This window comes from Kocuria sp. CPCC 205261, assembly GCF_040981025.1.
Classification (GTDB): Bacteria; Actinomycetota; Actinomycetes; order Actinomycetales; family Micrococcaceae; genus Kocuria; species Kocuria marina.
Genome location: NZ_JAVKPU010000001.1, coordinates 178,625 through 203,596, shown reverse-complemented (window position 1 = coordinate 203,596; position 24,972 = coordinate 178,625). Strand labels below are relative to the sequence as shown.

Annotated in this window: 24 protein-coding genes; 13 read left to right on the top strand and 11 right to left on the bottom strand. The window is 69.1% G+C overall.

All coding sequences use genetic code 11. From position 1 onward, the window contains the following. The 3 genes from RF646_RS00920 to RF646_RS00910 all read left to right on the top strand — a co-directional run bounded on the left by RF646_RS00920 (position 1) and on the right by RF646_RS00910 (position 2,913). Positions 1 to 519, top strand: coding sequence for an NUDIX hydrolase (locus tag RF646_RS00920; RefSeq protein ID WP_368834971.1), 519 nt, complete (start codon positions 1 to 3; stop codon positions 517 to 519). After that, positions 516 to 1,574: a glycine betaine ABC transporter substrate-binding protein gene (locus tag RF646_RS00915; RefSeq protein WP_368834970.1), complete on the top strand. Its 1,059-nt coding sequence runs from the start codon at positions 516 to 518 to the stop codon at positions 1,572 to 1,574. The genes RF646_RS00920 and RF646_RS00915 overlap by 4 nt, the downstream gene beginning before the upstream one ends. A gap of 121 nt (positions 1,575 to 1,695) precedes the next feature. Next, positions 1,696 to 2,913, top strand: a complete 1,218-nt coding sequence (locus tag RF646_RS00910; RefSeq protein WP_035965927.1) for a pyridoxal phosphate-dependent aminotransferase — start codon at positions 1,696 to 1,698, stop codon at positions 2,911 to 2,913. Positions 2,914 to 3,030: 117 nt separating this feature from the next. Here RF646_RS00910 and RF646_RS00905 read toward each other — a convergent pair whose 3' ends face one another. Together RF646_RS00905 and xseA are read right to left on the bottom strand one after the other, a co-directional pair. Further along, positions 3,031 to 3,252, bottom strand: a complete 222-nt coding sequence (locus tag RF646_RS00905) for an exodeoxyribonuclease VII small subunit (RefSeq protein ID WP_231885648.1) — start codon at positions 3,250 to 3,252, stop codon at positions 3,031 to 3,033. Positions 3,253 to 3,388: 136 nt separating this feature from the next. After that, the gene (xseA, locus tag RF646_RS00900; RefSeq protein ID WP_368834969.1) at positions 3,389 to 4,681 is read right to left on the bottom strand and encodes an exodeoxyribonuclease VII large subunit; all 1,293 of its coding nucleotides are present in this window, start codon (positions 4,679 to 4,681) and stop codon (positions 3,389 to 3,391) included. A gap of 58 nt (positions 4,682 to 4,739) precedes the next feature. Here xseA and RF646_RS00895 point away from each other — a divergent pair, with 58 nt between their 5' ends. Together RF646_RS00895 and RF646_RS00890 are read left to right on the top strand one after the other, a co-directional pair. Continuing rightward, entirely contained in the window at positions 4,740 to 5,645 is a 906-nt protein-coding gene (locus RF646_RS00895) for a hypothetical protein (RefSeq protein WP_368834968.1), read from the top strand. A gap of 4 nt (positions 5,646 to 5,649) precedes the next feature. Then, positions 5,650 to 6,732 carry a 4-hydroxy-3-methylbut-2-enyl diphosphate reductase gene (locus tag RF646_RS00890; protein WP_162229180.1) on the top strand — a complete coding sequence of 361 codons (1,083 nt, stop codon included), beginning with the start codon at positions 5,650 to 5,652 and terminating at the stop codon, positions 6,730 to 6,732. Positions 6,733 to 6,878: 146 nt separating this feature from the next. Here the strand turns inward: RF646_RS00890 and rmuC are convergent, their stop codons facing one another. From rmuC to RF646_RS00865, 5 genes are all read right to left on the bottom strand, one after another. Continuing rightward, entirely contained in the window at positions 6,879 to 8,081 is a 1,203-nt protein-coding gene (rmuC, locus tag RF646_RS00885; protein WP_368834967.1) for a DNA recombination protein RmuC, read from the bottom strand. 70 nt (positions 8,082 to 8,151) lie between these two features. Next, positions 8,152 to 8,763 carry a response regulator gene (locus RF646_RS00880; RefSeq protein ID WP_368834966.1) on the bottom strand — a complete coding sequence of 204 codons (612 nt, stop codon included), beginning with the start codon at positions 8,761 to 8,763 and terminating at the stop codon, positions 8,152 to 8,154. Next, positions 8,760 to 10,100 carry a sensor histidine kinase gene (locus RF646_RS00875; RefSeq protein ID WP_368834965.1) on the bottom strand — a complete coding sequence of 447 codons (1,341 nt, stop codon included), beginning with the start codon at positions 10,098 to 10,100 and terminating at the stop codon, positions 8,760 to 8,762. Before RF646_RS00875 ends, RF646_RS00880 begins: the two co-directional genes overlap by 4 nt. After that, the gene (locus tag RF646_RS00870) at positions 10,097 to 10,858 is read right to left on the bottom strand and encodes an ABC transporter permease (protein WP_368834964.1); all 762 of its coding nucleotides are present in this window, start codon (positions 10,856 to 10,858) and stop codon (positions 10,097 to 10,099) included. The genes RF646_RS00875 and RF646_RS00870 overlap by 4 nt, the downstream gene beginning before the upstream one ends. A 104-nt stretch (positions 10,859 to 10,962) precedes the next feature. Next, a complete protein-coding gene (locus RF646_RS00865) occupies positions 10,963 to 11,889 on the bottom strand; it encodes an ABC transporter ATP-binding protein (RefSeq protein WP_368834963.1) in 927 nt (308 codons plus the stop codon). A gap of 136 nt (positions 11,890 to 12,025) precedes the next feature. Between RF646_RS00865 and ychF the strand changes: the two genes are divergently transcribed. The 6 genes from ychF to RF646_RS00835 all read left to right on the top strand — a co-directional run bounded on the left by ychF (position 12,026) and on the right by RF646_RS00835 (position 17,599). Then, positions 12,026 to 13,111: a redox-regulated ATPase YchF gene (ychF, locus tag RF646_RS00860; RefSeq protein WP_070636782.1), complete on the top strand. Its 1,086-nt coding sequence runs from the start codon at positions 12,026 to 12,028 to the stop codon at positions 13,109 to 13,111. Between the two features lie 283 nt (positions 13,112 to 13,394). Next, positions 13,395 to 14,663 (top strand): ATP-binding protein, encoded by a 1,269-nt coding sequence (locus RF646_RS00855; RefSeq protein WP_193518846.1) that lies wholly within the window; start codon positions 13,395 to 13,397, stop codon positions 14,661 to 14,663. Between the two features lie 148 nt (positions 14,664 to 14,811). Then, complete coding sequence (locus RF646_RS00850; protein WP_239320797.1) at positions 14,812 to 15,090, top strand: type II toxin-antitoxin system Phd/YefM family antitoxin; 279 nt, start codon at positions 14,812 to 14,814, stop codon at positions 15,088 to 15,090. After that, a complete protein-coding gene (locus tag RF646_RS00845) occupies positions 15,091 to 15,345 on the top strand; it encodes a Txe/YoeB family addiction module toxin (RefSeq protein WP_035965439.1) in 255 nt (84 codons plus the stop codon). Between the two features lie 122 nt (positions 15,346 to 15,467). Beyond that, complete coding sequence (locus RF646_RS00840) at positions 15,468 to 16,004, top strand: GNAT family N-acetyltransferase (protein WP_368834962.1); 537 nt, start codon at positions 15,468 to 15,470, stop codon at positions 16,002 to 16,004. Between the two features lie 164 nt (positions 16,005 to 16,168). Beyond that, complete coding sequence (locus tag RF646_RS00835) at positions 16,169 to 17,599, top strand: anion permease (RefSeq protein ID WP_368834961.1); 1,431 nt, start codon at positions 16,169 to 16,171, stop codon at positions 17,597 to 17,599. Between the two features lie 85 nt (positions 17,600 to 17,684). Here the strand turns inward: RF646_RS00835 and RF646_RS00830 are convergent, their stop codons facing one another. Genes RF646_RS00830 through RF646_RS00820 form a run of 3 tightly spaced genes read right to left on the bottom strand, consistent with a single transcriptional unit; the run spans position 17,685 to position 21,164 of the window. Beyond that, entirely contained in the window at positions 17,685 to 18,434 is a 750-nt protein-coding gene (locus RF646_RS00830; protein WP_368834960.1) for a succinate dehydrogenase/fumarate reductase iron-sulfur subunit, read from the bottom strand. 13 nt (positions 18,435 to 18,447) lie between these two features. Continuing rightward, positions 18,448 to 20,442, bottom strand: a complete 1,995-nt coding sequence (locus RF646_RS00825; RefSeq protein WP_368834959.1) for a fumarate reductase/succinate dehydrogenase flavoprotein subunit — start codon at positions 20,440 to 20,442, stop codon at positions 18,448 to 18,450. Then, complete coding sequence (locus RF646_RS00820) at positions 20,442 to 21,164, bottom strand: succinate dehydrogenase cytochrome b subunit (RefSeq protein WP_368834958.1); 723 nt, start codon at positions 21,162 to 21,164, stop codon at positions 20,442 to 20,444. The genes RF646_RS00825 and RF646_RS00820 overlap by 1 nt, the downstream gene beginning before the upstream one ends. A 516-nt stretch (positions 21,165 to 21,680) precedes the next feature. Between RF646_RS00820 and RF646_RS00815 the strand changes: the two genes are divergently transcribed. Both RF646_RS00815 and RF646_RS00810 read left to right on the top strand, forming a co-directional pair. Beyond that, positions 21,681 to 23,279 carry an L-lactate permease gene (locus RF646_RS00815; protein WP_368834957.1) on the top strand — a complete coding sequence of 533 codons (1,599 nt, stop codon included), beginning with the start codon at positions 21,681 to 21,683 and terminating at the stop codon, positions 23,277 to 23,279. 220 nt (positions 23,280 to 23,499) lie between these two features. Continuing rightward, the gene (locus RF646_RS00810) at positions 23,500 to 23,859 is read left to right on the top strand and encodes a cupin domain-containing protein (RefSeq protein ID WP_052160972.1); all 360 of its coding nucleotides are present in this window, start codon (positions 23,500 to 23,502) and stop codon (positions 23,857 to 23,859) included. A gap of 184 nt (positions 23,860 to 24,043) precedes the next feature. Here the strand turns inward: RF646_RS00810 and RF646_RS00805 are convergent, their stop codons facing one another. Next, complete coding sequence (locus RF646_RS00805) at positions 24,044 to 24,940, bottom strand: alpha/beta hydrolase (protein ID WP_368834956.1); 897 nt, start codon at positions 24,938 to 24,940, stop codon at positions 24,044 to 24,046. Between the last annotated feature and the right edge of the window lie 32 nt (positions 24,941 to 24,972).

Below are 24,972 nucleotides of genomic sequence, written 5' to 3'. Positions count from 1 at the left end.
ATGAGCAAGCCGTTCGATTCCCGCGTGGGCGCCTATGCCCTGATCACCCGCGACGAGCACGTGCTGTTGACGCACTGGAACCCCCGTCACCCGGGGTTCGACGGCGCGTGGACCCTTCCCGGCGGCGGCATGGAACCGGGGGAGCAACCGGAGCAGACCATGATCCGGGAGGTCTTCGAGGAGACCGGTTTCCACGTGGAATCGGATGGCCTGGTGGGCGTGCACAGCTACTGGATGACCCCCGAGCAGCGCCTGGACGGTCAGCCCCGTGGCAATCACGCGTGCCGCGTCCTGTACACCGCCCACGTCACGGGCGGTGAGCTGGCGGTCGAGCAGAATGGTTCGTCCGACGACGCCGCGTGGTTCCCGATCGCACGCATCGACTCCCTCAAGCGCCTGGACCTCGTGGACCAGGGCCTGCGACTCGCCGGGCTCACGAGCGCCGTCGCGGACCCGGACACCCCACCCGAGGACATCCCCGAGCAGGACGTGGCCACCGAGCCCGGCCAGGACTGGTGAGCCACGGGGTGCGGCTGCGCGCCGTCGCCGCGCTCGCGAGCGGCGCCCTCCTGCTGAGCGCGTGCGGCGCGGGCGGCGGGACCGGCGGGCCGGACACGGAGACGGCGAGCCAGGCGGCGTCGTCGAACGCCACGGGGGAGTCCACCGTGAAGATCGCGACCGGTGTGGACCTGCAGACCCGCGTGCTGGCGCACCTGTACCAACAGCGGCTGGCCGCGGACGGGATCACCGCGAGCGTGGTGGACGTGGGGACCACACGCGAACAGATCGTGGACGCACTGCAGGCCGGCCGCGCGACCATGGTCCCCGACTTCACCGGTGATTTGTACGTGTACACGCGGCAGAACGAGCGGCCTGCCTCGCCGCAACCGAGTGCGAACCCCTCGTCCACGCGTTCCCCCGCCCCGGACACGGACACCCCGCGCGGGCTGCTGGACTCGCTCGGGCAGTTGCTCGGCATCACGGGGGAGACCGGGCCGTCCGACGACGACGTGTACCGCGCCCTGCCCGGGGCACTGCCGCGCGGGCTGACCGTGCTCGATTCGTCGTCCGCGCAACGTACGGACCGCGTGGTGGTCACGGCCGCGACGAACGCGCAGTACAACCTGGGGGGCCTGAACACGATCGGGGAGCACTGCCCCGAGATGGCCGTGGGGATGGCCCGGGGCTACGCGGACAGCGCCCAGGGAGAGCGCGGGCTGAAGGCCTATTACGACTGCGCGCCCAAGGCCGTGCCGGAGTTCGCTACCACCGGTGAGCTCGTGAATGCTCTGCTGAGCCACGAGGTGCAGGCCGCGGTGCTGCGTTCCTCCGAACCCGCGATCGACGACGACGGGCTCGTGGAACTGGACGACCCGAACCGACTGTTCCGCCCGGAGCGCGCGGTGGTGCTCAGCTCCGAGGGCATGGACGACCGGGCGGTGGCCTCGGCGAACGCGGTCTCGGCAGATCTCACGTCGGAGGACCTGACGACCATCACCCGGCTCGCGGGCGGGTCCGATCCCGCGATGAGCCCCGAACAGACGGCGACGTTCCTGCGCGAGCAGCCGCGCTGACGTGATCCGAGAAGTGCTGACGTGCGACGGGAGGCAGCGAGCGACGTCGTGGGCCCTTGAGCCGCGGAGCACCGCCGCGTGCCGACCGAATCGGGATGGGGGCGCCGAGTATGGTGACCCCATGGCTAAGGTGAAACAGTCGGACAAACTGAAGAACGTCCTCTACGACATCCGCGGGCCCGTGCTCGAGCAGGCGGAGAAGATGGAGGCCGCGGGTCAGCGCATCCTGCGCCTGAACATCGGCAACCCCGCACCCTTCGGCTTCGAGGCACCGGACGCCATCCTGGTGGACATGATCAAGAACCTGCCGAACGCGCAGGGCTACTCGGACTCCCGGGGCATCTACTCCGCGCGCACCGCGGTGGTGCAGTACTACCAGACGCGCGGGATCATGAACCTGGACACAGACGACGTCTACCTGGGCAACGGTGTCTCCGAGCTGATCACCATGACCCTGCAGGCACTGTGCAATCCGGGCGACGAGATCCTCATCCCCTCACCGGACTACCCCCTGTGGACGGCGTCGGTGGCGCTGTCCGGCGGCACGCCCGTGCATTACACGTGCGACGAGGAGAACGGGTGGAACCCGGACCTCGAGGACATGGAATCCAAGATCACCTCGCGCACCAAGGGCATCGTGATCATCAACCCCAACAACCCCACGGGTGCGGTCTACTCACGCGAGACCCTGCAGAAGATCGTGGACCTGGCCAAGGAACACGAGCTCATCCTGTTCTCGGACGAGATCTACGAGAAGATCACCTACGACGACGCCGAGATGATCAACACCGCGAGCCTCACGGGCGAGGACGTGCTGTGCCTGACGTTCTCGGGCCTGTCCAAGGCGTACCGGGTGGCCGGCTACCGCTCCGGGTGGCTCGCGATCACCGGGCCGAACTGGCGCGCGGAGTCCTACCTGGAGGGCATCAAGCTGCTCGCCAACATGCGCATGTGCGCGAACGTGCCCGCACAGCACGCGATCCAGACGGCGCTGGGTGGATACCAGTCGATCAACGACCTCATCCTCCCCGGCGGGCGGCTCAAGGCCCAGCGGGACATTGCCCACCGCAAGCTCAACGAGATCGACGGCGTCACGTGCGAGCAGGCCCGCGGTGCGCTCTACCTCTTCCCCAAGCTGGACGTGGAGAAGTTCGGGATCGTGGACGACGAGCGCTTCGCCCTGGACCTGCTCAAGGAACAGAAGATCCTGCTCAGCCACGGCACCGCGTTCAACTGGGGCAAGCCGGACCACTTCCGCCTGGTCACGCTGCCCGCGGTGGACATGCTGGACACCGCGCTTGATCGACTCGGCGAGTTCCTCTCCGGGTACCACCAGTAGCCGGTTCCTGACCCTGACCGCGGTCCGGGCGACGTCTCACCACGGGGTGACGTGGCCGGGCCGCTCCAGGGGTTTACTGGTGACCGGACTCCACTGCGTCCGTCCGCCGACGGCGCGTCAGTCCTCCGACGCCGCCTGCTCCCGGTTCTCCTCGCGCCGGGCGCGGGCGGCGTCGAGGCGTTCGCGGGCGCCGTCGAGCCACTGCTCGCAGCGGGTGGCCAGGGCCTCGCCCCGTTCCCACAGGTGGAGGGACTCCTCCAGGGTGGTGCCGCCCGCTTCGAGCCGGGCCACGGTCTCCACGAGCTGCTCGCGGGCCTGCTCGTAGCTCAGACCGTCCACGTCCGAGAGATCGGGGCGGGTTCCGGCCGAGCCGCCGAGGCGGGAATCGTCCTGTCCGGTGCTGGGCTGCTCGCTGCTGTTCTGCTGTGCCACGGTGTGTCCTTCCGGTGGGGTCGAGGAGATCGAAGGGCGGGGTTCAGTGGTCCCCGGGCTGGCGGTTGGTGCGGGAGGTGACATTCACCCCGAGTTCCCCGGCGGCCAGGCGCACGGTGAGGTCCTGCCCCTCGGAGACGTCGCGTGCATCGGTGAGGACCGAACCGTCCGAGGTCTGCACGACCGCGTAACCGCGCTCCAATGTCTGCTGCGGGGACAGAGCACGCACGCGGGCGCGCATCTGGGCCACCGTGTCCTGCGCTCGCACGGTCTGGGCGTTCACCGCGGACCACGCGCGCGAACGCCAGCGATCCAGGTCCTCCTCACGGACCAGGATCATGGAGTCCGGCTGGGCCAGGGAGGGCCGGGACCGCATGGTCTCGAGCCCCTGGTGTTCGCGCTCGATCATGGTGGCCACGGCACGGTCCAGGGCCCCGCGCGCCTGGGCAATGCGATGGCGTTCCTCGTGCACGTCCGGGACGATGCGTTTGCCCGCGTCCGTGGGGGTGGAGGCGCGCAGGTCCGCGACGTAATCCAGCAGCGGTTGGTCGTTCTCGTGACCGATCGCGCTGACGACCGGCGTGTGGGCGGCGAACACCGCGCGCAGCACGGATTCGTCGCTGAACGACAACAGGTCCTCGAACGCGCCCCCGCCGCGGGCGATCACGATCACGTCCACGGCATCCATGGCGTCGAGTTCCACGAGGGCTTGGACCACGGCGCGCGCCGAACCGGCTCCCTGGACCGGAACCTCGCGGATCTCGAATTGCACACCCGGCCACCGGTTGGTGGCGTTGCGCACCACGTCCTTCTCGGCATCGGAATTGCGCCCGGTGATCAACCCGACCCGGTGGGGCAGCACCGGGACGGGTTTCTTGTGGGCGGGATCGAACAGACCCTCTTCCGCGAGCGCTCGCCGCAATCGTTCGAGGCGTTCCAGGAGGTCCCCCAGACCCACGGGGCGGATGTCCCGCCCGATCATGGACAGCCGCCCGGTCTTGACGTACAGATCCGCCTTGAGGTTAACGATCACCCGGGAGCCCCGTTCGAGGGGGCGCTCCAACCGGGACATCTCCGCCTTGAACATGGTGACGCTGACCGAGACCTCGTCGTGGAGGTCGCGCAGCGTCACGTAGGAGACGCGGGCGCGGTGGTTGACCTCGATCACCTGACCCTCGACCCAGGCCGCAGGTGCGCGTTCGATCCACCCATGCAGCCCGTACGACAGCTTGCTGAGCGGCCACGGATTCTCCGGTGTGGTGTCCCGCGCCAACCGGGGCGTCTCGGCGGGGCGTTCCGGTGCGCCGGTGTCTTCGCTCGGGGGCCACGTACTCATGGGACATAAGTATCACCCGACGGGGACACGCACAGCCGGTTCTCCGTACATTGGAGTCGTGAGCTCATCTCCGTCATCCCGTCCCGCGGCGCTGCTGCGCAGCCTGTGCGCCGCCCTGTGCGCGATCCTGGCCGGTGCGGGGTTCGCCGCGTGGCTGGGGCTGACCTGGATCCAGGACCACCTGCTCTCGCCCTCGGGGTTCCAGGACACCGCGGCGGCCGTGGTCACCGAGACGACCTTCCAGGACGAACTCGTGCGCACCGTCCTGGACCGCGCGACGTTCAGCGCCCTGAGCGACGTCGAGATCGGGATCGAACCCGTGGACCAGGCCATCGAGCGGGTCCGGGAAACGGCGATCACCGCCGCACAGTCCTGGCTCACCGCCCCCGAGCAACAGGGGACGTGGATCCAGGTCCTGCAGGACACCCACGACGCGAACGTCCCCCTGAGTGCCGATTCCGCGGACGCGCCCGAACACCTCGTGGTGGACGCCACCGCGTTGGGCGCCGCCGTGGATCACCAGGTCGAGGACGTCATCGGGATCTCCCCGGGGATCGCCCGCAACGATCTGACCATGACGGTCCCCGGTGCCGAGACCGGTCGCGTGCTGGACGCCCTGGTGGGGCTCGCCCCATGGCGGTATGCCCTGCCGTGGCTCGTGGCGCTGCTCGCGGTGCTCGCCGTGGTGGTCAGCCCGCGGCGGTGGCTCGCGATCGCCGGGGTGGGCCTGGCCGGTGTGCTGTTCACCGGTGTCCTGCTCGCCGTGGTGCTGTGGGCCGCGAGCTCCGTGGTGGACGCGTCCGGTGTGGAACCCGTGGCGCACCTGGTCACGGAACAGATCATCACCCTGCTGCGAGAATCCTTCGTGGGACGCAGCGTTACGGGCATGATCGGTGCCGCGTGCGTGGCCCTGGTGGGTGTGATCGGCGCCGTGGTGCGCTCCCGTATGGTCACTTACCATTAAGGACATGTCCACTGTGGTTGACCTGTCCATGCCCACCGTTCCCCGGGTTCGTCGCACCCCCCAGGAAATTGCCGACGCCGCTCCGGTCACCGGAGAGCGCAAGGTCCTGTTGGCCGCGCCGCGCGGATACTGCGCGGGCGTGGATCGCGCGGTGATCGCCGTGGAGAAGGCGCTCGAGCACTACGGTGCTCCGGTGTACGTGCGCAAGGAGATCGTGCACAACAAGCACGTGGTCCAGACCCTCGAGGAGCGCGGTGCGATCTTCGTGGAGGAGACGGACGAGGTGCCTGAGGGCTCCCTGCTGGTGTTCTCCGCCCACGGGGTGTCTCCGGCCGTGGTGCAGTCCGCCCACGACCGCAACCTCCACACCATCGACGCCACGTGCCCGCTCGTGACCAAGGTGCACCGCGAGGCCGTGCGCTTCGCCAAGAGCGACTACGAGATCCTGCTCATCGGCCACGTGGGCCACGAAGAGGTCGAGGGCACGTTCGGGGAGGCCCCCGAACACATCCAGATCGTGAACTCCCCGGAGGACGTGGACAGCATCGAGGTCCAGGACCCGGACAAACTCGTGTGGCTGTCCCAGACCACGTTGAGCGTGGACGAGACCATGGAGACCGTGAACCGGCTGCGCGCCCGGTTCCCCAACATGATCGATCCCCCCAGCGACGACATCTGCTACGCGACCTCCAACCGCCAGGCGGCGATCAAGGAGATCGCCCCGCAAGCGGACCTGGTGATCGTGGTGGGCTCGGCCAACTCGTCGAACTCCGTGCGCCTCAAGGAGGTGGCCCTCGAGTACGGGGCCCGGCGCGCCGAACGCGTGGACTTCGCCCACCAGGTGGACGAGTCCTGGTTCGAGGGTGTCGCAACCGTCGGCGTGACCTCCGGTGCTTCGGTTCCCGAGGTCCTCGTGCGCCAGGTCCTGGACCTGCTCGCGGAGTACGGCTACTCGTCCGTGGACGAAGTGGTCACCGCCCAGGAAGACATTCTGTTCTCCCTGCCCAAGGAATTGCGCGCCAAGCTGGCCCAGGACGGGGACACGTCCCGTCGGTTGGGCGGCCGCGGGGCCAAGCCCACCCGCTGATCCCCGCCGCTCCGTTCGGAGCCGCTCGCGATTGGGGAGGGCTGGCGTGCGGGCTCTGCTCCCGGCGCGATCGCTGCGCAGTGACCCACCGTTCCGGCCGGACCGCTTCCTGCCGCGCTCGCGCCCGGAAGGAACGCCCGCCCGCCTCAGTCCCGCACGAACTCCGTGGCCGTGACCGGACGGGGGACCGAGTCCACGGGTTTGGTGTCCAGGGCATCGGTTCCCGTGCTCGTGGGATCCAGCTCGGCGATCTTCCGGGCAGAGGGCAGCACCCGTGATTCCAGCGACCCCACGAGTTTGTTGTACCCGTCCACGGAGCGCCGCAGTGACCCGCCCATGTCGGCCAGGTGTTTGCCCACCGCACCCATGCGGTCGTACAGCTCCCGCGACAACCGGTAGAGCTCCCGCGCATTGTCCGTGAGGGTGGCCTGACGCCAGCTGAATGCCACGGCCTTGAGGGCGGCCAACAGGGACACGGGGGACACCAACGCCACGTTGTTGCGCGCGGCGTACTCCAACAGGGACGCATCCGCGTCCAGGGCAGCGGCGAGCGCGGACTCGATGGGCACGAAACACATCACGAGCTCGGGGGAGTTCTCCTCCGCGGACCAGTACCTCTTGGTGCCCAGGGTGTTCACGTGGGAGCGCAGTGCTTTGGCGTGGGCCACGAGCAACTGGGCGCGGCGCTGCTCGCTCTCTGCCGCGCCGTCCGACGGGACCGCCTGGGCGTCCAAGTACGAGTTCATGGGGGCCTTGGCATCTACCACCACGGTCTGCGCACCGGGCAGGTTGACCACCATGTCCGGTCGCTGCACGCCGCTGTCCGTGGTACGCACGGACTGCTCGGCGAAATCCACGTGCCGGGTCATGCCGGCGGCCTCCACCACGCGGCGCAGCTGCATCTCGCCCCACGCCCCGCGTGCCGTGGTGGAGCGCAAGGAGGACTCCAATGACCCGGTGGCCTGAAGCAGCTGCTGGTCCGTGGTGCGAGCGGCCTCCAGCGCCTGGGCCACGGCGCCGAACTGCGCGGCGCGGTCCCGCTCCAGCTGGTTCACGTGGCGTCCCACGGAGGAGAGCTGGTCGTTGAGCGGTGCCAGGGCGCGCATGACGTCCTGGTCCTGCACAGCCCGGGCCTCCAGGGACTCCACCCGCTGCTCGAGCTGCTCCGCGGCCGCCCGGGCGGAGGCGGCGTCCTGCAGCGCGGCAATCCGCTGCTCCTGGGCCTGTTCCAGCTCGGTCTCCAGGGCCGTGGACTTCTGGTGGGCCAGCACGTACCCCAGTACCACGCCCACCACGAGGGCGAACAGCGCCCACAACCACCACACCTGAGCCATCGCCGAAGCATCCATGCGCTCACCATGACAATGCTGTCCGACACGCATAAGCGCCCCGGCTGAGCTCATCACCGGACCCGGAGGGCTACAGCCACCCGTTGCGCGCGGCGACGGCCACCGCCTCGGTCCGGTTGGTGGTTCCGGTCTTGCCGATCGCGGCCGACAGGTGGTTGCGCACCGTCCCCGCGGAGAGCTGCAGGGCCCGGGCGATCCGCCCCGCCGAGGCCCCGTGGGACGCCTCGCGCAGCACGTCCTGCTCCCGCGGGGTCAGGGGGTTCGGCCCGGCCAGCAGGGACTTCTCGGCCAGCGCCGGGTCGACCACGCGCAGCCCCGCGTGCACCTTCCGGATGGCCTCCGCGAGCTCCGCAGCGGGGGTGTCCTTGACCACGAAGCCGGACGCCCCGGCGTCGAACGCGCGCCGCAGGTAGCCGGGGCGGTCGAACGTGGTGACCATCAGGCACCGCGTCCCGCGCCCGGCGGCCACGATCCGCTCGGTGGCCTCCAGGCCCGTGAGGCCGGGCATCTCGATGTCCAGCAGGGCCACGTCCACGGGGCGCTCCCCGGCAAGAGCGACCGCTTCGGCGCCGTCAGCGGCCTGGGCCACCACGGTGATGTCCGGTTCCAGGTCCAGCAGGGCGGCCAGTCCGGCGCGCACGAGGGCCTGGTCGTCCGCGATCAGCACTCGGATCTCGGTCATGCGCGCCTCACCTCCACGATCGTGCCGCCCCGGGGATCCCGCGCCACGGTCACCTCACATCCCGCCGTATGAGCCCGCTCCTTCATGCCGCGGATGCCGTTGCCCTCTCGCAGCTCCGGTTCGGCGGCACCGCCCCCGGTGCTCGCCTCGGGTCCGGAGCGCGACGACGCCGCCTCACCGCGGGCCCCGGCACGCACCGGCCGCGGCGTGTCCGGGCCGACAGGCCCCACCCCGTCCCGTTGGGGCACATCCGCCGCGGCGTCGTCAGGGCGCGGGCGGCTCGTTGAGGGCGCCCCGCCGCCCGGACGAGCGGCGGTGTCGGTTCGCGCTGAGTGGTGAGTGGAGGCACCCGCGGCCCGTGCGCCGTCGTCCGCGATGCGAAGCGACGAACCGGTGAGCGTCACGCGGCAGTGCGCCGCGCCCGAGTGGCGGACCACGTTGGTCACGGCCTCGCGCAGGATCCACGCGAACGCGGAACGGGTGGCGGCGTCCAGGGGCGGGGCCGAGGACGGCAGGTGCGGGGTGATCCCGGCGGCGCGCAGGGCGGCGCGTGCCTGAACGAGTTCCACGCCCAGGTCCAGGTCCCGCAGCTTGCCGACCGTGGAGCGCACGTCGGTGAGGGCTTCGCGGGACAGGGCCAGGACGTCGTCGAGTTCGGCGACGGCGCGGCGCGGGTCCGTCTCCACGAGACGCTGGGCGAGCTGGGTCTTGACGGTGATGACCGTGAGGGAGTGGCCCAGGATGTCGTGCACGTCCCGACCCACGGCCTCGCGCTGCCGGGAGATCTCGAGCTCGCGGGCCAGGCGCTCGTGGGTCTCGGAGCGATCCACGGCGAAGCGGGAGAGCAGGATGATCGGCCCGGGCAGGACCAGGCCGAACAGCGGCCAGAACCACTGCTCCCGGGGGAGCAGCATGAGCAGCGGCACCAGGGCCGCCACCTCGATCAGGAGCGAGGCCAGGATGCCCTGGCGCAGGGGCAGCCGGAACGCGCACACGGCCACGAAGAACGGGGCCGTGTAGGTCATGCCCCACGGCGAGGCCGGCAGCAACAGGGTCAGCGGCACCAGCAGAACCGCGCACCACAGCACGGCGTTGCCCAGCACGCTCAGGCGCGGGACCAGGATCTGCCGGATCCAGGAGAGCGTGTAGAGCCCGGCGAAGAGCACCAGTCCGAGCAGTCCCAGGGCAGTGGCCCAGACCGGCTCGTCACTCTGCAGCAGTGCCGCGGCGGGGATCACGAGGAACACGAGCCAGACGGTGGCGAACAGCAGGTCAGACCAGTCGTGCTCGGGCTCCTTGGTGCGTGGGCGCGGGGCGGTCCCCGTGGGGGCGCTCATCGGCGGGCCGTGGACGTCCGGGCGGCCAGCAGCGCGATGATCCCGAACACGGCGGCCCAGGCCACCGCGTTGACCACGAGCCACAGCAGGCTGTCGGTCTGCGGGGCACCGCCCATGGTGGCCACCTCACCTTCGGTCACGGGATAGCGGGCAATGCCCACGATTCCATACATGGGGGTGAAGCGGGCGACGGTCAGCATCCCGCCGGAGAGCGGCATGAACACGTTGCCGAAGAACGCGAACACCACCAGGGCGCCGGAGGCGGCCCCCACGGCGGTGTCCGAGCGGAAGATCAGGCCCGCGGCAAGCCCGTAGAGGGCGAACACCACGGAGACCACCACGCACAGCACGGCGGCCAGTGCCCAGCGCCAGAGGTCGTCCATCGAGGCGTTGGTGAACGCTCCCACCAGGAACACGATGACCACGGGCAGCACGGCGATCAGCAGAGCCACCGCCACCTTGGTGGCCGCGTAGCCGCCCGTGCCCATGGGGGTCAGGGCGAGCTGCCGGCCCCAGCCTTGCAACCGTTCCACGGCCGCGCCTGCGGAGATCGCGGTGGTGGCGGTGACGGCCCCGTAGACGGCCATCGACACCATCACGTACGCGGACACGTTGCCCCCAGGCAGGCGGGCATCGGACCAGCCCTGCACCGCGCCGAACAGGATGAACAGCACGGCGGGCAGCAGGGCCACGAACACCAGGTTGGGGATCGCGCGGACGTTCCGCAGGACGTCGTGGGCGGTGTAGGTCAGGGACATGACGGTCTCCTCGGGGTCGGGGTGCGGTTATGGGCGCACGAGCTGCGGGGCGAGGGGAGGGGCGGGAGAACGGTGCGGTCACCCGCGGTGCGCTGCGCGCGGGTTCACGCGGCCGCGTCGTCTCGATGGATCAAAGCGGCGAACGCCTCGTCCAGGCCGCCCCGGGAGATCTCCAGGGCGCTCGCGGGGGTGCGGGTCAGCAGCTCGCGCGCGAGGGCGTCCGCGTCCTCGGTGCGCAGGTGCACGCGGGACTCCGAGCGGCGCGAGACGGCGGCGCCCGCGAACTCGGGCAGTGGTTCGGCCGTTGGCCACACGAAGGAGACGGTGTGGTGCCGAGACATGGAGCGCAGCTCGTCCACGGAGCCGTCGAACGTGACGCGCCCGGCATCCATCAGGACGATCCGCTCGGCAATGTCCTCCGCCTCCTGGAGGTAGTGCGTGGCGAACACGACCGTGAGTCCGCGCTCGGTCTCGGCGCGCATCGCGTCCCAGAACTCGGTGCGGGACTGCACGTCCATGCCCGCGGTCGGCTCGTCCAGCACGAGCAGCTCGGGGCGCGGGAGCAGGGCCAGGGCAAAGCGGACGCGCTGCTGCTGCCCGCCCGAGCACTTGGCCACCTTCCGGCGCGCGAACGACGCCGCCCCCGCCCGTTCCAGCGCCTCGTCCACGGGCAGGTGGTCCGGGTAGAGGGACGCGATCATGGTCACGGTCTCGCGCACGCTCAGGTCCGCGAGCAGCCCGCCCACCTGCTGCACCGCGCCCACCTTCCCGTGGGCCACGGCGGCGCGCGGGCGCTCGCCGCACACGCTCACCGCCCCGGAGGTGGGCTCGCTCATGCCGAGCACCATGTCCAGCAGGGTCGTCTTCCCGGCGCCGTTGGGCCCCAGCAGGGCGACGACGCCGCCGCGCGGGATCTCCAGCGAGACACCCTGCACGGCGCGGACCGTCTCGGAGCGGGTGCGGAAGGTCTTGACGGCGTCCTCTACCTGGATGGCGGGGGAGTGGGGCTGCGGTGGGTGTGTGGTGTTCATGGGTCCAGATTCCCGTGCGGCGGGTCGGCGCTGAACTGCTGATTGTCACGAGTGGGGCGTGACATGTGTCAGGGGTGGGGTGGGCCGCGGAGTCGCGTGGCGGCGTCGTCGGGCGGCCCCGGTAAGATGGCGGACCGTGGCTCTTACTATTGGAATCGTCGGTCTGCCGAACGTCGGAAAATCAACCCTGTTCAACGCGCTCACGCGCAACACGGTGCTCGCCGCGAACTATCCGTTCGCGACCATCGAGCCGAACGTGGGCGTGGTGAACCTGCCGGACGAGCGGCTGGACAAGCTCGCGGAGCTGTTCGATTCGCAGAAGATCGTGCCGGCCACGGTGTCCTTCGTGGACATCGCGGGCATCGTGAAGGGCGCGTCCGAGGGGGAGGGGCTGGGCAACCAGTTCCTGGCCAACATCCGTGAGGCGCACGCGATCGCCCAGGTCATCCGGGTGTTCGACGATCCGGACGTGATCCACGTGGACGGCAAGATCGACCCGGCCTCGGACCGCGAGACCATCAACACCGAGCTGATCCTCGCGGACCTGCAGACGCTGGAGAACGCGATCCCCAAGCTGGAGAAGCAGGTCAAGATCAAGAAGGGCTCGCCCGAGCAGCTCGCGGCGTACCAGGCCGCGGAGAAGGTGCTGGCGGAGGGCCGCACGATCTTCGAGGCCGCCGGGCCCGAGAAGCTCGACACCGACAACCTGCGCGAGCTGAACCTGCTCACCGCCAAGCCGTTCATCTACGTGTTCAACGCGGACGAGGGCGTGCTGTCCTCACCCGAGCGTCAGGCTGAGCTGGAGGCGCTTGTGGCGCCCGCGCAGTGCGTGTTCCTGGACGCGAAGCTCGAGGCTGACCTCGTGGAGCTCTCCGAGGAGGAGGCCCGCGAGATGCTGGAGATGGAGGGCCAGGACGAGTCCGGTCTGGACAAGCTCGCCCGCGTGGGCTTCTCCACCCTGGGCCTGCAGACCTACCTCACCGCCGGCCCCAAGGAGGCCCGCGCGTGGACCATCAACCAGGGCGACACCGCCCCCAAGGCCGCCGGGGTGATCCACTCGGACTTCGAGCGGGGCTTCATCAAGGCGGAGATCGTCTCCTACGACGACCTCATGGCCGCCGGGTCCATGGCCGACGCGAAGGCCGCGGGCAAGGTGCGCATGGAGGGTAAGGAGTACGTGATGCAGGATGGGGATGTGGTGGAGTTCAGGTTCAACGTGTGAGCTGAACTGTCTTTGGAGCGTAAGCGACTTCCGTTCCAGCGTGAGGACTGTCCCCCGCTGGAGCGTTGCGGGGCTTGCCCCGTCCTTGGCCGGGCGAGTGATGTCGGAGCAGCGGAGCCTGGGTTTGAATTGCTCGAACGACGGGTGTGTGAGCCTCGCCCCCGGCGGGTCAGAGCGCGATGTCCGTCAAGGTGGCCAGTTCAGTGCCAACCTGGCGGCGTTCTGTTGAGTTCAGGCCATGCGTTTTGTCTAGTGCGACACCTGCTAACGGTATGATTAAGCCATGTCGTACACCCGTCGCGTCGTGGACCTCGAGCTGGATGATCTCTTTGGCGAGGTGGCGGCCCTCGCGCTGGACGGCCCCAAGGCCGTAGGCAAGACCACGACGGCGGAACAACGGGCGGCTGGGCTGGTGAAGCTGGACTCCAAAGCCGTTCGGGAGCCTGTCGCAGCGGATCCGCAGATCATTCTCCGCCGCCCGCGTCCGCTCCTCATCGATGAATGGCAGAAGATGCCAGAGGTGTGGGACGTTGTTCGCCGCGCCGTGGATGAGGACGCCGTGGGCGGGCAGTTCCTGTTGACCGGCAGTGCGAGTCCCCAGGACGGAACCGTGCAGCACTCGGGAGCCGGCCGGATCGGTCGCCTGCGCATGCGTCCGATGACGCTCGCCGAGCGTGGTCTGGAAACACCAACCGTGAGCCTCGCCGCTGTTCTGGCCGGACGTGACTCCATCCAGGGCGAGTCAACGATGGGGCTGCCCGAATACGTGGAGGAGATCGTTGCGTCGGGTTTCCCGGGGATGCGCGGCCTGAGCGCCCGCGCCCGGGGCTTCCAGCTCGATTCCTACTTGCGCAACGCGGTGGAGCGTGACGTGCCGGAACAGGGCCTGGCCGTCCGCCGACCGGAAGCCATGATGGCCTGGTTGCGCGCCTACGCTTCCGCGAGTTCGACGACGGCGAGCTACTCCCAGATCCTGGACGCGGCGACCCCTGGTCACAGTGAGAAGCCGGCACGGGCGACCGCCGAGTCCTACCGCCAGGTGCTGGCCTCCTTGTGGCTTCTCGACCCTGTGCCGGCCTGGAGCCCGGTCGGCAGTCCGATGACTCGCCTCGGGCAGGCTCCGAAGCACCACCTGGCCGATCCTGCTCTAGCGGCTCGCCTCCTCGGCCTGGGCGCCGACGCACTGCTGGGCGGCAAAGGGGAGCCACTTCGTCCCCAGGCGGGTTCCATGCTGGGGATGCTCTTCGAATCGTTGGTGACATTGTGCGTCCGTGTCGCTGCCCAGGCCGCGGAGGTCGACATTGCACACCTGCGGACGCGCAACGGCGACCACGAGGTGGACCTCGTGGTCGTGCGGGCCGACGGCGGAGTCGTCGGCATTGAGGTAAAACTCGCGGCAGCTGTCAGCGACTCCGATGGCAAGCACCTGCGCTGGTTGCGCGACCAGCTGGGATCACGTTTTGTGGATGGTCTGATCATCACGACGGGTCCGATCGCCTATCGGCGGCGGGACGGTATCGCCGTGGTGCCCCTGGCCCTGTTTGGCCCCTGAGGAACGAAGCAGCCTGAGCCGTATTGTCTGAGGGCGTCGGCAACGTCCCCAGTGAAGGAAGCCCATGCCTGATCGTCGTCATGCGGACCACGCCAGGAGGTTGACTGGTACCATAAACGGGTACCAGTCAACGTAGGGAAGGTACTCCATGTCCATCAGCGCAAGCGAGGCCCGCAAGACTCTCTTCCCGCTCATCGAGCGCGTGAACGAGGACCAAGAAGCCATCGAGATCGTCTCTCGGAAGGGCAACGCGGTGCTCATGCCCGCCGACGAGTACGCGGCGTGGCAGGAGACCGCCTACCTGTTCCGGTCGCCGTCGAACGCCCGCAGGCTTCTCGACGCCTACGATCGTGCCCGTGTCGGGAAGACCCAGGTCCACGAGCTCGACCGTTCCGACGAGTCGGTCAGCCAGTCTCGGGACGTCTGAATGCGGCTGGTCTGGGACGAGGCCGCCTGGGAGGACTACACGTACTGGCAGACCGCCGACCGGAGAATCCTCAAGCGGATCAACCTGCTCATCGATGCCTGCCTGCGCGAGCCGTTCGAGGGCATCGGCAAGCCGGAGCAGTTGAAGTACGGGGCGCGGGGCTCGTGGTCGCGGCGCATCAACGAGGAGCACCGGCTCGTCTACCTCGTGACTGGTGAGGATCTCGTGATCTTGCAGGCTCGATACCACTACTGAGCCGGGCTGAACTGTCGTTGTTCGGAGCAGCCGTGTCAGGTGACTTTGCTGCCGACGTCTAAGGCGCATCTCTGGGACGCCCGCGAGGCTTCTCCGATCATTGACTGGTGAGGAATGTTGCCGTGCCTGATGAAGCCCTGTTCCTTCGTAGATTGCGACAGGCGGACGCCCATGCTGTTCACCAGGCTTTCGCCTCCAACCCCGACATGGCCCGTCAAGGCGTGGTCACCACGGCCGAGGAGGCCTCGGCGTACGTCGCCCGCCTCGTGAGCCCGGACTCGCCCCACGAGCCCTGGGCCGTCGTCGAGTCCGACGCACTGATCGGCCTGGTCTGCGTCACGGTCGACGAGGACAACAGGAACGGCTGGTTCTGGTACTGGATGACCGACCGGGCGCGCGGCAGGGGAGTCATGAGCCGTGCCGCGGCCACGATCGCGGAGTGGGCCCTCGCGGAGCGCGGACTGGATCGTCTCGAACTTGGCCACCGCGTCAACAACCCGGCCTCCGGCGTCGTCGCGAGAAGAGCTGGTTTCGTCAAGGAAGGCACCCAGCGCCAGAAATTCCTGGTGGACGGAGAACGTCTCGACGTCGACACCTACGGACGGTTGAAAACCGACCCGCATCCGGCCTTTGACCCAGTGACCATAGTCACCCAATGAACGGTGACGAGAATCACCAGACCGGTCGCCTCCGCATGACCAGGGAGCCGTATTTTCGCTGGCCACGGGCCTAAAATTGAGGGAAGAAGAGTCTCACACCGGAGCGACACTCGGAGGCGGAAATGTCCGGCCATCAGGTTGATTCCACTCACGAATCCAGAACCATGAGCCGAGACACTGTCTCGATGCTCTGGAAATTCGGGCTCATGATTCTCATCGGCGCGGTGATCTTCTTCATCCCCGCACCTGAGGGCGTGGACCCCCGCGGCATGCACATGCTCGGCATCTTCGTCGCGACCATCCTGGGGCTCATCCTGCAGCCCCTGCCCACCCCGTCGGTGGCGCTGATCGGACTGGCCACCGCCATGATCACCGGTGCCATGGACGTCAAGAGCGGGGAGGCCCTGAGCGGGTTCTCCAACTCCGCCGTGCTGTTGATCGTCGCGGCGTTCTTCATCGCGGACGGCTTCCTGCTCACCGGGCTGGGACGCCGCGTGGCCCTGATGTTCCTCAGGGTCCTCGGCAAATCGCCCCTGGGCATCGCCTACGGCATGGCCGTCACGGACCTCCTGCTCGCACCGGCCACCCCGTCCAACACGGCCCGCGCGGGTGGTGTGATCTACCCGATCGTCCGCTCCGTCGCGGAGGTGCAGGGCTCCACCCCAAACACCGACGAGTCCCGCAGGAAGCTCGGCTCCTACCTCACGTTCACCGCTGCCCACGTCAACGTGATCACCAGCGCCATGTTCATCACCGCCATGGCCGGCAACCCACTGGCCGTGGCCTCCGCCGAGAAGCTGGGCGTGCACATCTCCTGGGGCCAGTGGGCCCTGGCCGCGCTGATCCCCGGCCTCGTGAGCCTGGCGGTGGTCCCGTGGCTGCTCATGAAGGTCTACCCGCCCACGCTGAAGAGCACTCCGGAAGCACCCACCATGGCGCGCAGCGAGCTGCAGAAGATGGGGTCCATGACCCGCGGTGAGATCGTCATGGCGGCCACGTTCGTGCTGCTCCTGGTGCTGTGGGTCTTTGGCACGGCCATTGGCGTCAACGCCACCACGGCGGCCTTCGTGGGCATTGCGGTGCTGCTCGTGACCAAGGTGCTCACCTGGAACGACATGGCCAAGAACGGCTCCGCCTGGAACACCCTGATCTTCTTCGCGGTCCTGGTGGGCATGGCGGAGAACCTGAACAACCTGGGAGTCATCACCTGGATCGGCTCGGTGGTTTCCGGTGCCGTCGGTGGCATGCCCTGGGCTGTTGCCTTTGCCATCCTGGCGCTCGTCTACTTCTACGCGCACTACATGTTCGCCTCGAACACCGCGCAGATCGTCGCCATGTACGGCGTGTTCCTGGGCGCGGCCATCACCGCCGGTGCCCCGCCGATGTTTGCGGCCCTCGCTCTCGGCTTCATCGGCAACCTCTTCGGCGCCATCAGCCACTACGCGTCCGGCCCGTCCGGCGTGGTCTACGGCTCCGGGTACATCAAGGTCTCCGAGTGGTTCAAGGTCGCCTTCATCATGTCCGTCGCGATCATTGTCATCTGGACCGTCGTGGGCAGCGGCTGGATGTGGATCCTCGGCGACCTCGCCATATAGTCCGCCCGGCGAACCCGCCCGTACGACGACGCTCGGTGCCCTCACAGGGGCACCGAGCGTCGTCGTCTGTCGTCGGGGGAGCGGGTCAGTCGTCCTTGTTGCGCAGCACCTGCCGCAGCTTCTCCCGGTTGAGCCCGGCGATCGCGGTGAGCGGGATGCCCGCGGGGCACACCTCCGCGCACTCGCCGTAGACCGAGCACGGACCGAACTCCTCCTCGGCCGCCCGCGTGATGCCCTTGGCCCGGCGGCCCCGCTCCTTGGAGCTGGAGGGCAGCGTGGCCAGGTGCATGGTCTTGGACCCGGCGAACAGCTGGGCGGAACCGTTGGGGCACGCGGCCACGCACGCACCGCAGCCGATGCACGCCGCCAGGTCCAGCGCCCACTCCGCGGCCTCGTGGGACACCGGGATGGCGTCCGCGTCCGGGGCGGTGCCCACGGAGGTGGAGACGAAACCACCGGCTTCGATCACCCGGTCCAGCGCGCTGCGGTCCACCGCGAGGTCCTTGACCACGGGGAACGCGCCGCTGCGGAACGGTTCGAGCTGCACGGTGGCGCCGTCCTCGAAGGAGCGGAGGTGCTGCCGGCAGGACGGCGTTTTCTCCTGAGGGCCGTGGGGTCTGCCGTCCACGGTCACGCCGCACGCCCCGCAGATGCCCTCGCGGCAGTCCGAGTCGAACGCGATCGGCTCCTCGCCACGGGCAACGAGGTCGTCGTTGAGCTTGTCGAGCGCCTCCAGGAGGGAGAACTCGGGCCCCACGTCCTCCAGCGGGTACTCCTCGAAGTGCCCGTCCTCGGCGCCGGACTCCTGACGCCAGACTTTCAACGTGAGTTTCATGAGGATGGTCCTCTCATCGGTAGTCGCGGGTCTCGGGCGGGACGCTGGGGAACTCCAGGGGCTCCTGGTGCCTGATGTAGCGCGGTCCCGTTTCGCCGGTCTCGCCGGAATCAGCACGCTCCCACGCGGACGCGAACAGCCAGTGCTCGTCGTCGCGCTGGGCCTCGCCGCCCTCGGTCTGGTGCTCCTCGCGGAAGTGCGCGCCGGCGGACTCGTCCCGGTCCAGCGCGTCCAGGCACATGAGCTCGGCCATGTCCAGGTAGTCGGCCACGCGGCCGGCGCGCTCGAGCTCCTGGTTGAAGCCGTCCGGGCGCCCCTGCACCCGCAGGTCGCTCCAGAACTCCCTGCGCAGCTCCCGGATGCCTCGCAGACCCTCGGCCAGCCCCTCGGCGGTGCGCGTCACCCCGCACTTCTCGTACAGCAGGTCGCCCAGCCGGCGGTGGAAGCGCTCCGGGCCCTGCGTGCCGCCGATCGCGACCAGCGCCTGCACCCCGGCCTCGGCCTCGGTAACCGCGGCCCGCACGACGTCGTCGTCCGGCGAGAGCTTCGGCTTGCCCAGCAGCGGTGCCAGGTAGTTGGGCACCGAGTAGGGGAGCGTGAACCACCCGTCCACGCACGCGGACAGCAGCGAGTTGGCCCCGAGGCGGTTGGCGCCGTGGTAACCCCAGCCGGCCTCGCCGCCCACGAACAGCCCGGGGATCGACGTCATCATGTCGTAGTCGCTCCACAGCCCGCCCATGGCGAAGTGCGCGCCGGGCGCAATGCGCATGGGCTCCTCGTACGGGTCCTCGCCGGTGGCGTCCGAGTACATCTCGAAAAGGTTGCCGTAGCGCTCTGCGATCACCTTGCGGCCCAGGCGCTCGATGGCGTCCCGGAAGTCGAGGTAGACGGAGTTCTTCAGCGGCCCGACGCCGCGCCCCGCGTCGATCTCGGTGCGCGCGGCCCGGCTGGCGACGTCGCGCGGTGTGAGGTTGCCGAAGGCCGGGTACCGGCGTTCCAGGTAGTAGTCGCGCTCGTCCTCGGGAATGTCGTTCGGGGGCCGGTGGTCCCCGGCCTTCACGGGAACCCAGATTCGGCCGTCGTTGCGCAGGGACTCGCTCATGAGAGTGGTCTTGGACTGCCACTCGCTGGAGACCGGCAGGGCCGTGGGGTGGAACTGGATGAAGCACGGGTTGGCGAACAGCGCGCCGCGCCGATGAGCCCGGAATGCGGCGGTGACGTTCGAGTTCTTGGCCAGCGTGGAGCGGTAGTAGACGTTGCCGTAGCCGCCGGTGGCGAGCACCACGGCGTCCCCGGTGACCGCCGAGATCTGCCCGGTCACGAGGTCGCGCACCACGATGCCCTGGGCGCGGCCCTCCACGACGATGAGGTCCAGCATCTCCGTGCGAGTGTGCAGGTTCACCTGTCCCGTGGAGACCTGCCGCAGCAGCGCCTGGGCGGCGGCAACCTGCAGCTGCTGACCGGTCTGCCCGCGCGTGTAGTAGGTCCGGGAGACCTGTACGCCGCCGAACGAGCGGGTGGCCAGCCCGCCCCCGTACTCGCGGGCGAAGGGCGCGCCGATCGCGTTCATGTGGTCGATGACCCGGATGCTCTCCTCGGCCAGCCGCCAGGCATCGGCCTCGCGGCCGCGGAAGTCGCCGCCCTTGACGGTGTCCTTCACGAACCGGGCGATCGAGTCGTTGTCCACCGTGCGGGCGCGTGCGGCATTGATGCCGCCCTGGGCGGCCACCGAGTGGGCGCGGCGCGGGGCGTCGTGGAAGGTGAACGACTCCACGTTGTAGCCGAGTTCGCCCAGGGCCGCCGCCGCACCTGCACCGGCGAGTCCGGTGCCCACGACGACCACGGTGAACTTCCGACGGTTGAGCGGGCCCACCATGCGGTAGTGCAGCCGCCGGTCCGCCCACATCTGGGACGGGGGCACGTCCGAGCCCAGGCCAGGGAGGTCCGAGCCCACGGTGCGCAGCTCGTCCAGCAGGGCGTGCGGCTGGGTGGTCGAGGATGCCGTCATCACTGAATCACTCCCAGGAGAACCAAGACGGGGATCGAGATGTTACCCAGGCAGATGACAATGGCGACCAGCCCTGCCACCCACGCGGCGAGCTGCCGCAGCCGCCTGCCGGTGGCGCCGAGGTCGTTGGCGGCGGTCCACGTCCCGTGGGCCACGTGCACGGTGAGCACCAGCATGGTGAGCATGTAGAAGAGGGCCACGAGGGGCCGCTGGAAACTGGCGACCAGATTGGCGTATGCCGATCCGCTCTCGAACGACCCGGATGCGGCCGGCTGGACACCCAGCGTGAGGTCCAGGATGTGGAAGATCACGAACAGCAGGATCACCAGGCCGGTTCCGAGCATCGAGCGCGCCATCAGGGCGTCGCCGCGACGCAACCCGGTGCGTTTGAACGGCCCGCGGGCTCGACGGGCGCGCGTCCACAGCAGGAGCCCGCAGCCCACGTGCAGCACCAGGCTGATCAGCAACACGACGCGCAGCACCCACAGGACACCCTCGTAGGGCATGAGCGGCATCAGGATCTCGCGCAACCAGTGTGCGTAGTGGTCGAACTCCTCCTGGCCGCGGAAGATGTGCAGATTGCCGTACATGTGCACGAACACAAATCCGACGAAAATAAGACCGGTGACGGCCATGGTGGTTTTCGCGGCGAAGTTCGACACCGGCAGCCGTGTGCGCGGCGGGGCTGACGTGCGTTGTTTTCGCTGAATGGTTGCCGTCATCGTTGCCCCTCGTCAGTGGGTGAACCGAGTGCTGAACTCCGGGAGTTCATCACCCTCAATTCTACGCCGGGAGGGGCATTGCAAGACGCGTTCCGGGGCGTTTCCGGTACTGCCGCCAGAAAAGGTTGTGGCGGGTGCCGAGGGCATTGAGAATAACTAAGGTTTGCCGATCGTAATTTCACGGTGTGGGTATTTTTACTGTGTCCCGTTACCACTCACGGGGTTCCGGACCCCCTGGGCGGCTGTGCCGCTCCCCAGGGGGTCCGCAGCCGGGCGTCTTACTACGCACCTGTCACTCTCCGCGGAGGGTTTCCGCCCGAACTGCCCGGTTCAGGACTAGCGTTGACCCTGTGATCAAGGCGTCGCTGCGGCGCGTGGCAGGTGGTGGTACGAGGGTCCGCTGGCTCCCGGAACCCGCCCCGCTACGCGACCGGCGGCTGACGACGGCGCGCACCGCGGCGACGTCGCGAGCCCGCCTTGAGGACTGCTCACCCGCCGGACGTCGTGGAGGCTCCAATGTGGACCCAATCTCTTGACACCCTGGGCAGCCTGCCCCTCACCGCGCTCGTGGCCGCGATCCCGATAGTCGTGTTCCTGGCCTGCATGATGCTGTTCAAGCTCACGGGGCTGACATCGGGGCTCATCGCGCTGGTGGTGCAGATCCTGGTGGCACTGCTCGTGTTCCACATGCCCGTCTCCGCCGCGGCCGGTGCAGGTCTGCTGGGGCTGCTCACCGCGCTGTGGCCCATCGCGTACATCATCGTCATGGCGGTGTGGCTGTACCGGCTGAGCGTGCGCTCGGGCCGCTTCGACGTGATCCGCTCCTCGATCGCCGCGGTCTCCTCTGACCAGCGCGTGCAGGTGCTGCTCATCGCGTTCGCATTCGGCGCGTTCCTGGAAGGCGTGGCCGGCTTCGGCGTGCCCATTGCGATCTGCGCGGCACTGCTCGTGCAGCTGGGGTTCCCGCCCGTGCGCGCCGCAGTGCTGTGCCTCGTGGCCAACGTGGCCGCCGGTGCCTACGGCGCCATTGGCGTGCCCGTGCTCGTGGGCGCGCAGGTCACCGGCATGGAGACGCAGGAACTCTCGCGAGCCCTCGTGCTGCTGCTCCAGCCGCTCACGTTCCTCGTTCCGTTCCTGCTCGTGTGGATGGTCGACGGGGCGCGCGGCCTGCGCGAGGCCTGGCTCCCGGCGCTGGTCTCCTCGGTGGTCTTCTGCGCGGTGCAGGGTGGCCTGCTGTGGTTCATGGGCCCCGAGCTGGCGGATCTCGCGGCCGGCCTGCTGGCCATGGTCGCCCTGTTCGCGGTGTGCCACGTGTGGTCCCCGCGCCGGATCTCGCGTGCCCCGGAGGCCCCCGAGACCGCTGAGGCCAGCCATCCCGCGAGCGAGGTGATCCGCGCGTGGAGCCCCTTCTACATCCTCACCGCCGTGATCCTGCTGTGGTCCGTCCCCGCCGTGCAGAACCTCTTCACCAAGGGTGCGCTGAACTTCACGACCTTCAAGGTGCCCATGCCCGGGCTCACCGGTCACGTGACCACCGCCGCCGGAACGGTCGTCAATGCCACCTGGACCTTCTCGATCCTTGGTGCCACCGGAACGGCCATCCTGATCGCGGTGTTCATCACGTTCTTCACCACCCCGCAGCTGCACGCCAAAGAACTGGGGGAGGAGCTGGCGGGCGCCCTCAAGGCACTGGGCCCGGCCATCCTGCTCATCGCCGTGATCCTGGTGCTCGCGAACATTGCCAACTACTCCGGCGGCTCCACCGCCATGGGCACCGCGCTTGCCGCGGTCGGTCCCATCTTCCCGCTCATCGCCCCGGTGATCGGCTGGATCGGGGTATTCCTCACGGGCTCGGTGGTCAACAACAACACCCTCTTCGCGCCGCTGCAGGTGGCGACGGCGCAGGGCATCGGCGCCGCCCCGTCCCTCCTCGTGGGGACCAACACGGCAGGCGGCACCACCGCAAAGGTCATCTCCCCACAGTCCATCGCGATCGCCGCCGGCGCGGTGGGTCTCAACGGGCGGGAGAGTGAGATCATGCGCGGCTCCATCGCCTACAGCCTGGGCATGCTCGCGGTGGTGTGCGTGTGGACGTTCGTGCTGGCCCTCGTGTGAGCAACCCTCGGGTGAGTGTCTGAGGGGGGCGCGTCCTCAGGCGGGCCACGACCTCCTCGTGGGTGGGCCGTTCGGTGCATCGGGTCAGCTGGGAGGTGCCGCAGGAGGGGAGCGACTGCTCCTCGGCGGTTCCGGCCGGGTGAACCCCCGTTGATTCAATATCTTGCACGCAATATGCTGATTATGTTTCGAACAATTCACGGAGGGGACCTGAGAAGCCATGGCGCACCACTCGTTCGAGCACACCACCCACCACGGCTCCGGGAGTGGAGTCGCCACCCTTTCAGAGCTGGTCGGCCGCAGCGAACCCCGTCCGGGCCGCCCCAGTGCTGCCACGGTGGTGGAGGAGGACGGCGTCAAGGTGGTCGCCTTCGAGTTCCACGAGGGCGACGAGCTCCACGAGCACGCCGCACCGCACCCGGCGTTGATCCAAGTGGTCCGGGGGAGCGTGGACTTCCAGCTCCCGGAGGGTCCCGTGCAGCTGCGGCCGGGCCAGGTACTGCACCTCACGGAGGGGCTGCTGCACGCCGTGAGGGCCCTCGAGCCCACGACGCTGTCCGTCACACTGCTGCTGCACTGATCCCGCTGCTGCCCGTGCCGTTCGGTCTCATCGCCGTGGGGCTCATGCTGACCGTGGCGGTCCTCGTGTGGCGCCAGCCGGCGGACAGGCCCGTGCGCCGACCCGTCAACGCCTGAGCGCCCAAGGCGACGTCGCGGCTGCCCTTCTCCACCCGGCGCGTGCAGTCCCGGGAAGCCGGGGCCGTTCAGCCCTGGGGTGACGGCGCGGTGAGCCAGTCCACGAGGCCCGGCCACACGGCGTCGGCGGCGGAGCGGCGGAACAGGCCGTGGTGGCCGATGCGCGGAACGCCCAGCTGCTCCGGGGTGAACGTGCGGTGCTCCACCGCGGCGGAGGTGAGCCGCCCGGTCAGGGCCCTCATCTGCGCGGGGCTGGCCCAGGGATCGTCGGAGGCGCCGAGCGCGAGCACATCCTGGGTGACCGCGGCCGCGCGAGCCGTCGCGTCCATGGACGGGTCGTCGAAGAAGTAGCCGGGACGCCGTGCCCACGACCCCCACTCGACCATCGCGGCTGTGGGCATGTTTTCTCCGATGCCGAGCCGCTTGCCGGGCATGTACCCCAGGGTCCGGCTCAGTGCCGGGCCCACGACATGCAGCATGGCGGCCACGCGCAGCTGCTCCTTCCGCGGGGCGATCGTGCGGGTGTGCGCCAGGTGGGAGGAGACCACCGCGAACCGGTCGAGGCCCTCGAGCCCGTGGCCGAGGACCATGGCGTGCCCGCCGATGCTGTGACCCACGGCGTGCAGTGAAAACCCGGGGAACCGTGCGCGGGTCCAGGCGGCCACGGCGGGGACGTCCCCGCCCATCCAGTCGCGCATGCGTAGGTGCGGGTTCTTCCGGGGTTCGCCGGAGCGGCCCGTGCCGCGGTAGTCATAGGTCACCGCCGCGAGACCGCGGCCCGTCACGTACTCGGCGAACCCGGCGTAGAACCGTTCGGGCGTTGCGGTGGCGGGGTGGATGACGACGGCGCCGCGCGGCTCGCCCTCGGGCAGCCACAGCGTGCCCGCCACGGCGTCCGAGGCGACGGGAATGCTCAGGTTTTCGCGGCGGATCCCGGCTACGGGGGAGTTCCGGTGGTCAGACATAGAAGTTACTCTAGGGTATTTCCAGCGGCTCA

Coding starts and splice junctions, on each gene's coding strand:
- RF646_RS00920 (WP_368834971.1), top strand. CDS start 1: ATGAGCAAGCCGTTCGATTCCCGCGTGGGCGCCTATGCCCTGATCACC.
- RF646_RS00910 (WP_035965927.1), top strand. CDS start 1,696: ATGGCTAAGGTGAAACAGTCGGACAAACTGAAGAACGTCCTCTACGAC.
- xseA (WP_368834969.1), bottom strand. CDS start 4,681: ATGAGTACGTGGCCCCCGAGCGAAGACACCGGCGCACCGGAACGCCCC.
- RF646_RS00890 (WP_162229180.1), top strand. CDS start 5,650: ATGTCCACTGTGGTTGACCTGTCCATGCCCACCGTTCCCCGGGTTCGT.
- rmuC (WP_368834967.1), bottom strand. CDS start 8,081: ATGGATGCTTCGGCGATGGCTCAGGTGTGGTGGTTGTGGGCGCTGTTC.
- RF646_RS00880 (WP_368834966.1), bottom strand. CDS start 8,763: ATGACCGAGATCCGAGTGCTGATCGCGGACGACCAGGCCCTCGTGCGC.
- RF646_RS00875 (WP_368834965.1), bottom strand. CDS start 10,100: ATGAGCGCCCCCACGGGGACCGCCCCGCGCCCACGCACCAAGGAGCCC.
- RF646_RS00870 (WP_368834964.1), bottom strand. CDS start 10,858: ATGTCCCTGACCTACACCGCCCACGACGTCCTGCGGAACGTCCGCGCG.
- RF646_RS00865 (WP_368834963.1), bottom strand. CDS start 11,889: ATGAACACCACACACCCACCGCAGCCCCACTCCCCCGCCATCCAGGTA.
- RF646_RS00855 (WP_193518846.1), top strand. CDS start 13,395: ATGTCGTACACCCGTCGCGTCGTGGACCTCGAGCTGGATGATCTCTTT.
- RF646_RS00850 (WP_239320797.1), top strand. CDS start 14,812: ATGTCCATCAGCGCAAGCGAGGCCCGCAAGACTCTCTTCCCGCTCATC.
- RF646_RS00845 (WP_035965439.1), top strand. CDS start 15,091: ATGCGGCTGGTCTGGGACGAGGCCGCCTGGGAGGACTACACGTACTGG.
- RF646_RS00835 (WP_368834961.1), top strand. CDS start 16,169: ATGAGCCGAGACACTGTCTCGATGCTCTGGAAATTCGGGCTCATGATT.
- RF646_RS00830 (WP_368834960.1), bottom strand. CDS start 18,434: ATGAAACTCACGTTGAAAGTCTGGCGTCAGGAGTCCGGCGCCGAGGAC.
- RF646_RS00825 (WP_368834959.1), bottom strand. CDS start 20,442: ATGACGGCATCCTCGACCACCCAGCCGCACGCCCTGCTGGACGAGCTG.
- RF646_RS00820 (WP_368834958.1), bottom strand. CDS start 21,164: ATGACGGCAACCATTCAGCGAAAACAACGCACGTCAGCCCCGCCGCGC.
- RF646_RS00815 (WP_368834957.1), top strand. CDS start 21,681: ATGTGGACCCAATCTCTTGACACCCTGGGCAGCCTGCCCCTCACCGCG.
- RF646_RS00810 (WP_052160972.1), top strand. CDS start 23,500: ATGGCGCACCACTCGTTCGAGCACACCACCCACCACGGCTCCGGGAGT.
- RF646_RS00805 (WP_368834956.1), bottom strand. CDS start 24,940: ATGTCTGACCACCGGAACTCCCCCGTAGCCGGGATCCGCCGCGAAAAC.